This is a genomic window from Methanocorpusculum bavaricum DSM 4179, assembly GCF_000430905.1.
Classification (GTDB): domain Archaea; phylum Halobacteriota; class Methanomicrobia; order Methanomicrobiales; family Methanocorpusculaceae; genus Methanocorpusculum; species Methanocorpusculum parvum.
Genome location: NZ_AUMX01000002.1, coordinates 186,224 through 198,262, shown reverse-complemented (window position 1 = coordinate 198,262; position 12,039 = coordinate 186,224). Strand labels below are relative to the sequence as shown.

General features: G+C 53.7%; 14 protein-coding genes. 5 read left to right on the top strand and 9 right to left on the bottom strand.

Features of this window, described 5'->3' with window-relative positions; genetic code table 11:
* Positions 1-100 precede the first annotated feature (100 nt).
* Entirely contained in the window at positions 101-853 is a 753-nt protein-coding gene (locus H575_RS02865) for a DUF169 domain-containing protein (protein WP_042697585.1), read from the bottom strand.
* A 634-nt stretch (positions 854-1,487) separates the two neighbouring features.
* On the opposite strand from H575_RS02865, the gene pth2 reads away from it, so the two are divergent.
* The 3 genes from pth2 to H575_RS02850 all read left to right on the top strand — a co-directional run bounded on the left by pth2 (position 1,488) and on the right by H575_RS02850 (position 3,651).
* The gene (pth2, locus tag H575_RS02860; RefSeq protein ID WP_042697581.1) at positions 1,488-1,853 is read left to right on the top strand and encodes a peptidyl-tRNA hydrolase Pth2; all 366 of its coding nucleotides are present in this window, start codon (positions 1,488-1,490) and stop codon (positions 1,851-1,853) included.
* A gap of 1 nt (position 1,854) precedes the next feature.
* On the top strand, positions 1,855-3,123 hold the full coding sequence (gene truD / locus H575_RS02855; protein WP_042697578.1) for a tRNA pseudouridine(13) synthase TruD: 1,269 nt from the start codon (positions 1,855-1,857) through the stop codon (positions 3,121-3,123).
* An 84-nt stretch (positions 3,124-3,207) separates the two neighbouring features.
* Positions 3,208-3,651 (top strand): hypothetical protein, encoded by a 444-nt coding sequence (locus H575_RS02850; protein ID WP_042697575.1) that lies wholly within the window; start codon positions 3,208-3,210, stop codon positions 3,649-3,651.
* Here H575_RS02850 and H575_RS02845 read toward each other — a convergent pair.
* Together H575_RS02845 and H575_RS02840 are read right to left on the bottom strand one after the other, a co-directional pair.
* Positions 3,648-4,748 carry a TIGR04013 family B12-binding domain/radical SAM domain-containing protein gene (locus H575_RS02845; RefSeq protein ID WP_042697572.1) on the bottom strand — a complete coding sequence of 367 codons (1,101 nt, stop codon included), beginning with the start codon at positions 4,746-4,748 and terminating at the stop codon, positions 3,648-3,650. The genes H575_RS02850 and H575_RS02845 overlap by 4 nt on opposite strands.
* A complete protein-coding gene (locus H575_RS02840; protein WP_042697569.1) occupies positions 4,748-5,134 on the bottom strand; it encodes a DUF126 domain-containing protein in 387 nt (128 codons plus the stop codon). The genes H575_RS02845 and H575_RS02840 overlap by 1 nt, the downstream gene beginning before the upstream one ends.
* A 131-nt stretch (positions 5,135-5,265) precedes the next feature.
* Between H575_RS02840 and H575_RS02835 the strand changes: the two genes are divergently transcribed.
* Both H575_RS02835 and H575_RS02830 read left to right on the top strand, forming a co-directional pair.
* Positions 5,266-6,192, top strand: a complete 927-nt coding sequence (locus H575_RS02835) for an NAD-dependent epimerase/dehydratase family protein (RefSeq protein WP_042697726.1) — start codon at positions 5,266-5,268, stop codon at positions 6,190-6,192.
* Positions 6,193-6,290: 98 nt separating this feature from the next.
* Complete coding sequence (locus H575_RS02830; RefSeq protein WP_042697567.1) at positions 6,291-6,731, top strand: hypothetical protein; 441 nt, start codon at positions 6,291-6,293, stop codon at positions 6,729-6,731.
* 15 nt (positions 6,732-6,746) lie between these two features.
* On the opposite strand, the gene H575_RS02825 is transcribed toward H575_RS02830, so the two are convergent.
* The 6 genes from H575_RS02825 to H575_RS02800 form a co-directional block, all read right to left on the bottom strand.
* Positions 6,747-6,998: a hypothetical protein gene (locus H575_RS02825; RefSeq protein WP_042697565.1), complete on the bottom strand. Its 252-nt coding sequence runs from the start codon at positions 6,996-6,998 to the stop codon at positions 6,747-6,749.
* A 27-nt stretch (positions 6,999-7,025) separates the two neighbouring features.
* Positions 7,026-7,985, bottom strand: a complete 960-nt coding sequence (locus H575_RS02820; RefSeq protein WP_042697562.1) for an asparagine synthase C-terminal domain-containing protein — start codon at positions 7,983-7,985, stop codon at positions 7,026-7,028.
* Positions 7,986-8,186, bottom strand: coding sequence for a hypothetical protein (locus H575_RS02815; RefSeq protein WP_042697559.1), 201 nt, complete (start codon positions 8,184-8,186; stop codon positions 7,986-7,988).
* Between the two features lie 499 nt (positions 8,187-8,685).
* Positions 8,686-9,507, bottom strand: coding sequence for a TatD family hydrolase (locus tag H575_RS02810; protein WP_042697556.1), 822 nt, complete (start codon positions 9,505-9,507; stop codon positions 8,686-8,688).
* The gene (locus tag H575_RS02805) at positions 9,507-9,830 is read right to left on the bottom strand and encodes a dihydroneopterin aldolase family protein (protein ID WP_042697554.1); all 324 of its coding nucleotides are present in this window, start codon (positions 9,828-9,830) and stop codon (positions 9,507-9,509) included. Before H575_RS02805 ends, H575_RS02810 begins: the two co-directional genes overlap by 1 nt.
* A gap of 4 nt (positions 9,831-9,834) precedes the next feature.
* A complete protein-coding gene (locus H575_RS02800; RefSeq protein ID WP_042697551.1) occupies positions 9,835-11,988 on the bottom strand; it encodes a minichromosome maintenance protein MCM in 2,154 nt (717 codons plus the stop codon).
* Positions 11,989-12,039: the final 51 nt, after the last annotated feature.

The window sequence follows — 12,039 nt, the reverse complement described above, 5'->3', positions numbered from 1 at the left end:
GCTCACCCCGCCAGCGCCTTTATTAGCTTTGACTCTTTTCTACGCTTCGTTCATGTTGTCTCTTGACAGTACCTTCTCCAATCGAACTGAAATTTGTCCCTTATAACCGTTTCTCAATATTCTTCCAGCTATGAGTACTCAGACAACTTTTATCTAAATCCTTCGTCATGTTTTCCCAAAGCCTATACGGTATAGTCATTGACAAGTAGTCTTTAATAGCGGCACTTCTCTGGGAAATGTCAAAAAGGCCCATGATCGCATAAGGTTCTTCTTTATCTATCTGCTCTGCCGCATATACGATAGAATGGCACGCTGCTCCAAATGGTGCAAGAGTATTCACAGCTTTTCCATTATAGAAGCCCTGCATAGTAACAAGTGCTGACATCTGGTCTGCATTTGCAAAGATAAATACTAAATCCGGAGTGCCGACTTCTGCCCATTTACTAAGCGGTGCAAAAACAATTCGTGGATATGCCTTATCTGAATAAGGCATATTCTGCCTCCACCTCATTGCAATTTCTTCATCGCAGAAGAATCTCTCGCCTTCTCTCACCATCGGCGGAGCTCCTTGCGGCGCGCGCTCCCCTAACCCTTGAGAAAGCATTTTATGGATATTCGGATTCAATCTGGTAAAACCATCTCCAAAGCAGGCACCGACTGCTCCTCCCGGACAGGTACAGCTGTCCTCGTTCATTGACGTGACTTTACCCTTTGCGGCGGCCAGAACAAAAGGAATTACACAATTCCTCTTTTCCGGAGAAGCTTCCAAATCAATTTTTGCATCCGTATTTCCAAAGAATATACCTACGGGTTCTAAATCCAGATGCAGCATTTCAACTAGCTTCAAATCCATATTCTTGACCTCATTAAATTAATATTTTATCTCTCTTTATTTAATTATACCACAGTACACCTCTCCTCTAATACCAAGTGTATGAATCTGTATAGTGATACCAATTGTTGTTTTTGAGTTTGACACAGACGATACCGTCTTCAATCCATACTTTTGTCCTTCCGCCCCTGCTCCCCTTTTCGTGAATTTCGTTGGCGGGTTGGCGACGAAGTCGACGACCTCAGCCGAGGCGGGGACCTTTAGGTCCCTCAGCTGAGCAAGTCGATAGACTTGCGAGCAAATCTCTGATTTGCGTTATTTTTTCGTGAATTTCGTGTGATGAAAAGTATCATACAAGGAATCTCGCTTGAGCAAATCCGATTCTGTTCACCAGGGGGGCCGCAAAATGAATACGGACCACCTGAAAACAGATAGGGTCCTCAGTAAATAGGATATCTCCACCGCGGGCCGACTTGCAAGTCTAACGACTTGCTCAGCTAAGATCGCCGGCTATGCCGTCGATCCGCCTCCGCGCCGGATCGCAAATCAGAGATTTGATCGCAAGGCAAAGCCTTGCTCGGCTAAGACCGCTCCTATGGAGCGGTCCGCCAATAAACTCCTTTATCCCCCTTCACCCCAAATAGTACCCACACCAATGACCGGCGGAGAAGAAGTATTCAAATATAAACAGTGCCTCATCTTACGCAGCGACATAAAACTCAGCTGCGGAAAAATGTGTGCCCAGGCAGCCCATGCCTCCATCGGCGCCTACGAAAAAGCCTCCCTTGCTGACAAAAAAGAATGGCTCCGGGAAGGCCAGAAAAAAGTCGCCCTCAAAGCCCCAAGCGAACGGGCCCTCTACGAACTCAAATTCGCTGCAGAAATGGCAGGCGTCCCTGCCTCCCTCATCATCGACGCCGGCTACACCGAGATCCCCCCCGGAACCATCACGGCGCTTGGCATCGGGCCCGCAAAAGCCGAACTCATCAATAAAATAACCGGGCACCTCCCCCTCCTCTGACATGAAACCATCCACCCACCCACTCGAAATCGACCTCGGCATGCGGTACTACGCCACCAGCCAGCCGGGAGTCGGCGGACGTCTGCGAACGACGCCCGAAGACTTCGTCGTCGAAGAACTGCCCATCACCTTCACCAACACCGGACCCTACACCATCTGCAAACTCACCAAACGCTCCTGGGAACACCAGCACGCCATGCACGAGATCACCGACCGGTTAAGGATCAGCCAGAAACGCATCGGATGGGCAGGCACCAAAGACAAAAACGCCGTCACCACCCAGTACATCTCCCTCTACAACGTCCCGGTAGAAATCCTCGAGAACCTCAACATCAAAGACATGATCATTGAACCGGTCGCCACCCACCAGTTCTCCCTCGGCCTCGGGCAGCTCCTGGGCAATACCTTCAAGATCACTCTCCGGGACTGCGAAGAAGAAAATCTCGCAGAAACCACCGCCGCGATCGCAGGCGAAATAGCGGCCGGTATCCCCAACTACTACGGACTCCAGAGATTCGGCGCACTCAAACCCGTCACCCACAAAATGGGATACCATATCCTTCGAAACGAGTTCAAAGAAGCCGTCGACCTCTACGTCGGAGGCTGCTTCCCGCACGAATCCGAACAGGTCCAGAATGCCCGCAGAGCATTCGCCGAAACCGGAGACGCAAAAACCGCTCTGTATGAACTCCCCTACTGGCTCTCTTATGAGAGGATCATGCTCGACTCTCTTGCCAAGAATCCTGGCGACTACGGAGCGGCCCTTCAGGCAATGCCGCCGAAACTCCTCTCCATGTTCGTCTCGGCATACCAGTCCTGGCTCTTCAACATCGCCCTTTCCAGGAGATGCGAAGACGGAACTCCGCTCAATGAACCACAGATCGGCGAACATCTCGAGTTCACGAACGGGCGGATCGACACCGTCACCGAGAAAAACATCGCGACCGCCCGCCAGCACATGAAACGCGGAAGATGCTTCGTCGTCGGCTGGATGCCCGGAAAGACCCTCCCGGTCGCTCCGGGACCCCTCGAAGAGACGATGACTGCCCAGATGGACAAGGACACCATCTCCATGCAGAGCTTCGCAGACGCAGCAGAGTTTGTAAAAACCAACTTCGACGGAGCCCACAGGAGAATTTCTCTTGCGACCGAAGTTAAGACCGCGGTCTTTGAAAACAATGTGGAGCTGAGCTTCGTTCTGCCGCCCGGCCATTACGCCACGACGGTTGCGAGAGAGTTCATGCAGGCAGCTCCCGAAAAAATGGTCTGAAGCCAAAATACTTTTTTAGACTGCGGGATTTCGAAAACCCGGATTCGCGATACATATAAGGTGCCTGCAGGCAACTCTACACGTATGAGGAAATCTGCATTTCTCTTGATACTTATCCTGATTTTTGCCGTTATTTCAACCGCAGGATGCACACATCAGGCCATACATCTCGACACGGACAAAAAACCTTACTCATCGAATACGCCGGAGATCGGCGGGGTCTTCAACATGTACGCCTACGATGACTTCGTCATGTGGGAGTACATCATTGAGACGGAAGATAAAGTAATCTACGGAATCAATTTTAGCGAAGGAGTCATCCCGGAGAAGGACTGGAAAGCGAAGAGCGAAGAAGCACTCGCTGCTGTCAAAGAATATCACGCGGCCAAGTACGCGGACGCATTCGAGATGAAAGAGGTGACGATCCTCGGGCAGTATGAAGACGGCCTGCATAAGGGTAAGGCCTATTGGACCTATTTATCGCCCGATGAGCTGGCATTCTCGAAGTTAGAAACAGGGACAACTTAGAATTTGTCGTGCCAGTAACCTGTCACCCGTCCGCTCAACGCGAGCTGCCCGAGTCGTTTATCGACCTCCGGCAGGATGTCACGGGGCGTGGCCCCTTCGATCGGCGTTCCCGGAAGCGGCGTCAGGTAATGGACATGGGCCGTTCCGTATCTGGTCACGTCAGAAACGAGTGAGAGGGTCGCCTCTTCGTCCTCGTCTGACGCAAACGGGAAGCCGAAGATCACGTCGACCACGGGAGTCAGCCCGACTTTTTTACAGATCTCGAGCGCCGAATAGACATCAGCGACCGTATGACCCCTGCCCATTTTCGAGAGAACGGAGTCCGATCCTGACTGCGCCCCGAAATGGAGCTTCGTGTTCGAACAGAACTCCGTCACCAGTTCGGCCGTTTCCTGAATAACGAACTCGGGCCTGACCTCGGACGGGAACGTCCCGAAATAGATGTTGTTCTTCGGCATCGAAGACAGAAGGCGGCGGAGTTTTTCCACATCCGGAACGCGGCCGTTCGCCGAACCGTAGGCGAATGCGTTCGGGGTTACGAACCTGGCATCCTGATATTTTTCTGCCATGGAAACGATCGCCTCCCTCGAACGGTGACGCATCCGCCTTCCGTGCAGACATGGCGTCTGGCAGTAGGCGCAGGAGAACGGGCAGCCGCGGGAGAGTTCGATATAGCCTTTCATCCGCGAAAACGAGGGGAATGCATCCAGTCTGACCGCATGGTCGATTGGAACGAAAACGGAACCCCGGGAGGTGACTCCCGGGATCTTTGAAGCATCCTCTCCCGCCTCGAGAGCGGCAAGAAGCCGAGGGAGGGTCCGTTCTCCTTCGCCGACCACGACATAGTCCGCGATAAGAGAGACCTCTTCCGGGCAGGCCGAGGGGTGCGGCCCGCCGACGATCGTGATCTGCTTTGCGGAGCGGATCTCGTCGACATATTTGGGATAGTCAAGACTATTCAGACTATAACAGATCACATCCCCGCCGTCAGCGGGTGAATCGACCGGTTCGAGGATGTATCCGTATTTTTCGGACGCGGCATACAGGGCGGCATAGGAGTTTCTGGCCGCTGCGATGAAACGCCAGGTTACCCGCATTATGCGAAAGAGACCGTACCGCTTGTCCCGTCAACGGTGACGACCCCGTCCGTTGGAAGATCGCCATTTAGGCGGTCGATCGTCGGGATCTCCGCGATGATCGCTCCGGTCGCGATGATCGTTTCACACTCGGTGTTGATGATCGCGGCGGGGGCCGCGTGGTTTTTCGCGAGGGCATATAAGACATAGGAGCCGACGGTCGAACCTTTTCCGTACGGAAAGACGAGAACTTTTCCGGTGATCGACTTACCGAAGAGCGGATGGGACTCATCGATGACGATACCGGTTTTCGGATCGACACCTCCGAGGAAGGATATGGGTGTATCGGTTATCAGGAGAGGGCCGGTTCCGGTCCCTTTTGCAATGCTTCGTCCCTGCAGTAACATTGGTTAATACTATTGAGTGGGAAGATTTTATAGTTTTACCAATTTTCGATTCGTATCCGGCATTCGGTATCTGCGGCTGTGCCGAAGAGATTTCCGTTCCCCTTATCATGGAAAAAAACCAAAAGAACTGTATGAACTGTATCGTCACCGGAGGAGCGGGATTCATCGGCTCGCATTTGGTGGATCTTCTTGCTGCCGGCCGGCATAACGTCACCGTGATCGACTCGATGGTTGCCGGAAGGATGAGCAATATCGAAAAAAATCTTGACAAGATAACATTTGTTTCCGCCGATCTTCTCAAAGACGGCTGGCAGAAGCATTTTGCCGGCGCAGACAGGGTCTATCATATCGCCGCCGATCCGGATGTCCGCGGATCCGCACGAAAATCCTTTGAGGTGTATGAAAACAATGTCACCGCCACGATCCGGGTTCTTGAAGCTATGAAAGAACACGGCGTAAAAGAGATCGTTTTCACCTCCACCTCGACCGTATACGGAGAAGCTTCGGTGATCCCGACGCCCGAGACCTACTCACCCATGATCCCGATCTCGGTCTACGGCGCGAGCAAACTCGCCTGCGAAGCAATGATCTCATCCTATGCCGCGACCTACGGCTGGAAAGCCTGGGTCTACCGGTTCGCAAACATCGTCGGCGCACGCAGCACGCACGGGATCATCTATGATTTCGTGCAGAAACTTCGCGCGAACCCAAAGGAGCTGGAGATCCTCGGCGACGGGCGGCAGAGCAAATCCTATCTTGCGGTCGAAAACTGCGTGAAGGCGATGATCTTTGCACCTGAAGTCTCAAACGACACCTTCAACTTTTTCAATATCGGCTCGGAAGACTGGGTCAACGTAAAGCGGATCGCCGAGCTGATCGTGGAAGAGATGGGGCTGGAAAATGTCAGGTTCAACTTCACCGGCGGCGACCGCGGATGGGTGGGCGATGTTCCGCTGATGAGACTCGGCGTCGACAAACTCAGAGCACTCGGCTGGGATCCGGCAATCACGTCTGAGGAGAGTGTCCGCCGCGCTATCCGGGCGACTCTGGCCGAGTGAAGCATCCAAAATCTCCCCTCTTTTTTTCCGGCGCCGGACCATAGAAAAAAAATTCTGTTAGAGAATATTTATCCCTCATCAACGCCAATTTCCAATCAGTGGCAACCTTTCTTGACATCTTCTGGGAGTATTTTTCCGGCAAGACGCTGCCCGCGCCGGCACTGATCGGATTCACGCTAGGTTTGGCCATAGCGGTCACGATAACGCTTATCGTAGCGCTTTTCTTTCTCGATATGTACGGCACACCCTCGTTTATCATAAAAATCGTCGGCCTCACGACGACCGCCGCAGACAATCAGCATATCGAGCTGGAACTCGTGAGCGGCAAAGATCTCGATGATATCGTTTCACTTCAGGTATATGTCAACGGCGTTCCTGCCGAACCCGTGAATCCTCCGGGAGTCTACACCCCGGGAGTACGGCTGACCTATAAGATACCGCCGGATATAGGGGACGGAAAATATGCGGTGTCGGTCGTCGGGGTCTTTAAGGACGGGATCATCGCCGAGCTGTACAACACCACGGCGAGAAAAAGTTAAAAGCAGGATCTGATCTCAGTCCCGCTTGATCTTGAGGAATTTGCCGTTTCCTGCATACTTGGCAAGGGAGCCGTCTTCCATCTGATACACCTGCCCCTCAACAAAAGCCGGCTGACTTTCCCCGCCTTTTGCCTGTTCCTTTTCTTTTTTTGCTCTGCGGAGTCTCCTCTCGAGTCCGGCCGAGAGTATGATGATGATGAAACAGAGGAGGATGAAGCCAATGAAAAGAAGCCAGCCGTCAGGTGCGAATCCGGATATTTCTGTCATTTCTTATACCTATTGGACCCGGCCTTCTTATATTTTGCCGGCGGCGAGTTTTTCGATCAGCTCGCCGGAGCGCCGGCAGCCCTCGCGTTTTGCGATTTTTTCAAGCGCTGCTGAAACACCGCTGCCGTACTGCATGGCTTTTTTGGGTTTCCAGGCGATCTCTTCCGGAAGATACTCGGCGGCAACGGTCCGAAGAGCGATTTTGCGCAGGTCGCCGCAGACCAGTTCCTCAGCAGAGAATTTCCGCGAGGCACGCACGACCCGCTCATCCATGAACGGCAGGGAATACCAGACACCAAACAGCGCCGCGACCGCGGCATCCCTTTCCCTTTGCTGAGCAAGGCCGGCAAAGTCGGCCGCCAGATCAGCACGGAGATCGGTCGATCGGCCGTAGCGTGCATACCCCCCGAAAAGTTCATCGGCTGCCTGACCGGTGAGGACACGTGACGCGCCGGCCTCTTTGGCAGTTTGGGCGATGAAGTATCCGGTTATCGCGATCTCGACGTCGAGCGGCGTGATCCGCGGGATGACCGTGATGACTTCTTCGAGTGCAGCCCTGATATCATCCGTGCCGATCTCTTTTACGGTAAGGGGGAGACCGAGGATCTCCGCGGTTTTTTCAGCCGCCGCAAGATCATGCGAACCCGGCACGCCGACCGCGATACAGGGAAGTCCCGCGAGGACCGCGACGAGCGAGGAGTCCACGCCTCCGGAAAGTGTAGTGACGGCATCCTTCGCGGTGCGGAGCGAGACGGCCGTTTCGATAGCCTCGCAAAGCGGCATATCAGGGACACACGGCTCGGCCGTGATGACGCGTTTTCCTTCGGTGAGCCCGGGCATGATATGATACTTGTCCCGGATTAAGCAGTCGTCCGTCTCGATGATGAACTCGCCGCCGCATTCAGCGAGCCGGGATGTTGCAAACGTTTCGATCCCGGCACGGTCGAGCAGCCGGCCGCTCTCTTCTATCCAGCCGGTAAGCTGCATTCAGTACCCCCGCTGAAGATTTTCGAACTCTTCTGCGATGCAGTTTCGCATCATCTTTTCCAGAGCTTTCATATCGATTGGCGGCGTGCTTTTTTCTTCGATGAGCCGGTCCATCATTCTGATCGCTTCGCTGAGATCCTTCGCATATTTATTTGCGATCCCGATCGCATCCTCGGATATGCGAACGACTTTCGTTGCCATACTTTACTGTATATCTCCACGGCAATATATAAGTAACATATCGTAACAGAATAGTGCGGGGCTGTTACAAATTGTAACTTCCAGGAGATTCAGGTGTTACAAAACGTAACTGTGAAGAAAAATAGTCGTTGAAACGGTAAATAAATCTGCAAAACGTGGAGATTGGGTGTTACCCTCCCCCCATTGGGCTGGCCCACCCGTAAATGTTTTATCCATCCGTTATAAGTTTTGAATCTATCGCCTTCTTTTCAGGCGCGGTTATCGCAATCAAACAACAAATGAAGGGGCATCATTGCTTTTTGACCGCCCGGCATTTCTCCGGGCGTAAACCGTTTAGGCATAACTCAAGAGCACATGCCAAACATTTTATCTCCAATTGACTAATAGACCCACAACTAGATAATACTATCCTTTGTGAACAAAATTAAAATTTATTATCAAACAATATGATACATACCTGAAAAATCGAGAAAAATAATCATCATTTGTGTTCAGACAATCAAATTTCAAAATCGACGCCGTATATCCGTTTCGGCACCGAGCCGTGAACACGCCGCATATCCTCAAAAGTCACTGCGCCCTCCTGGAGAAGTTTCTGCATCCTTCTGGGGACCGAACGCGGACCGTTCACCGCACCCGGCCGTGAAAGATCGTCCATGTAATCACTCTCGAGCGTGAACTCCCGTTTTTCGGCAAACCACTGATCCAGAAACGGCTCTCTGACCGTTATCGAAGGATGAAGCGGCGTCTCGCAGGTCGCAAAATGCTTCACGACCCTTGATGGATCCATCCCGCAGGATTTTGCGAGAGCCGGCACGTCCCCGCACGGTCCGGACTCCGCATGGATCTGCAGTGAACAACCAAGCTCGCCTGCAAGCGTAAGGGCTCTTTCAAGGATGCGGTTTGACGCCTCCCACACCTCCGGCGTCACCGGATAATGCGGCCTGCCCGACTTCAGCCCGATACATCTGCCTTCACTGACATACTCGGCGGCGATATCGAGAGCCCCGCACATCAGCTCCTCGGCAGCCGTTAGGCCGAGCCTTTCCGAAAGCCGCCCGATCTCGGCCGGGTGAACGCCCGCGACCGGATAACAGATACACCCAAGCTCGTTCACCATCGTCGAAACCGTCAGCAGTTCATCGAATACCTGACGGTAATCCGCAGGCGTATGGGGCGTAACGCCGCACGACCAGGAGGGAAGCGAGACTAAAACGATGTGCGTCCCGCCGGAACGCATGAACTCTTTGACGACCGACGGGCCGACGCCTGTCCTCCGGTTGATATGAAAATGATCGTCGAGGATCGGAAATTTTTCCATCACTCAAGGATCTTCATCAGCGGATAGCCGTCTTCGAACTTCAGGCTTGCACGGCAGACCGCGTCGCCGTACTTCGTTTCGATAACGGCATCGTACATCGCCCCGGTAAGTTCCGAGTACCCGAACGGATTTTCATTCATCAGGTTTTTGTCCAGCCGGACCGTGATCTTCGTCACATACGGCTGAAGAGAGACCGCACTTTCGATAGCGGCCTCCACGATCTCTGCGGTCGAACGTGAGATGGGCGTTCCCACAAACTGGTGGTAGAGCGCCCCGAGTTTGATCGCCGCTTCGAACACGGCGTTTTCTCTGTCTGTTGCCATTTTATTACCTCATGGGTGCGGTGAACTTGATCAGGCCGTTCCTCGGCTGGAACACTTCGCCGTCCATCCGCATTCTTTCGAGAATGTGTTCGACCTCATCCCTCTTATAATGATATTTGTTCTCCATCGTCTCCATGATCTGCTCCACCTTCGCGACCCGGTCGTCGCTTGCCTGGATCAGCGTCTCGATCGTCTCTTTAAGTTCGCGGCGGATCGCACGGCCCGATCTGGACGTGCCGGTGGTGATCTTGTCGATATCGAGAGCGCCGGTCTTCGCATCGTAGGCGACCTGTCTCAGGCAGGTATCCACGATCTTGACCACACGCTCCGCATCCTCCTGCTCGACCTCATCGGCAAGACGCACGCGTGCGCTCGCTTCTGCGAGCCGGACGAGCGCTTCCAGCTGACGGGCGGTGATCGGGACCGGTTTGTCGGAGTTTTCGTAGGCAACGCTTCGAAGGCTCTGATAATACTGGACGAGAACATCCTTCGCTTCTTCTTTCAGAAGAGGGAAGCAGTTTCGTTTTGCGTAGGCCAGATACTTTCGAAGCATCGCGGCATCGATCTCCGGCGTGACCGGGGCGAGTTCGCGTTTGAAGTACTCATCGTCCGCTCCCGGGATCGGGTACTTCTTGTGCCGCATCAGTTTTTCACCTGCCGAGTGGGCCTTGATGATGTGGCGGGCGATGTTGAGATCTCTCACCGCGTCCGGCTGATCCTTCATGATGAAGATCAGATCGAAACGGGAGAGAAGGGACGGGGGCATGTTGATCTGTTCGGAGATGTTTGCATACTCGTCGAAGCGGCCGAGCTTCGGGTTCGCGGCGCCAAGAAGCGAACAGCGGGTCCGCAAGGTCGCGTTGATGCCGGCTTTTGCGATGGAAACCGACTGCTGCTCCATCGCTTCGTGGAGCGAGGAACGGTCGTCTTTTTGCATCTTGTCCATCTCATCGACCGCGGCGATACCTTTGTCCGCGAGAACGAGCGCTCCGGCTTCAAGCGTCCAGCGCCCGTCGCCCAGATCATCTTTGACCGCGGCGGCCGTCAGACCTGCCGAGGACGCGGATTTTCCGGACGTATAGATACCGCGGGGAGCAAGTTTGATGACATACCGAAGCAGCTGGGACTTGGCGATACCCGGGTCACCGACTAAAAGGATATGGATGTCGCCTCGAAGATTCGAGCCGTCGGGCATTTCTTTCGGGATGCCGCCAAACATCTGGAGAGCGATAGCTTCCTTGACCTCGTCGTTTCCGTAGATGGTCGGGGCGATAGACCGCGAGATCTTGCCGTAGACACCCGGATCAGAGGCCATCTCTTTGATGGCCTTCTCATCCTCTTCGGAGATGTTGACCTCTTCGAACTCTTTGATGGAGATCTCGATCGAGTTGCACTCGATGTAGAGGTCGAAGACGGTGCTTTTCTGGCCGCCGACGACCCGCTGCACGCTTCGAAGGATACCGTTCACGATAACGCGGTCACCCGGCGAGACTCTGCCGCAGAGATCGTCGATCGTGTCGATGTCGATGTTCTGCGGCTGCTCGCCTCCGCGGAGTCCTTCGGGGGTCTCCTGGACACGGAGTTTCTGCGAGTCGATGAAGGTCGATTTGCTCTGCACGAGTTCGAGCTTTTTGAGCGTACACTCGGCGTGCCCGCACATGTCCGGCTCGGAGTAGGAGCCGTACTCCTGTTTTTTGTAGGTGATATGCCCGTTCACGCAGCGGAACGCTCCGGTGACGAGCCGCGGGCGGACTTCCGTCACCCGGCGGACGATCCCGTCGATGCTGACGAATTTATTGATGTCTTCTGCCCGGATGTCCCTGATCTGGGTCTTTCGCGGGAGGTGGAAGAATCTGATATTGACTTTTCCGATTATGGTATCGGAGATGTCGTTTCCTTCGACATCTTTTCCGGTGATGAGCCGTGAGGTCCGGATCGCGTCTTTGACGTCCTCTAAGGTCTTTCCCGGGTGTTCGAGCAGTTCATCAGCGAGAACGACCCCGATCTTTCCGTATTTTTCGAGGACCCCGTAGTCTATCTCCAGAGAGCGCTCGCTTGGGTATTCACGCGAGATCTTATTGAGTTCGCTTTTGTATTTTTTCTTGAGAAACCCGGTCCACTCTTCGACCCGGTCTACAACTTCCAGTTCAACTGCCATGTTCCTCCATAATCGTTATACTTTGGCGTGAGGAGATATGAAGATGTCATC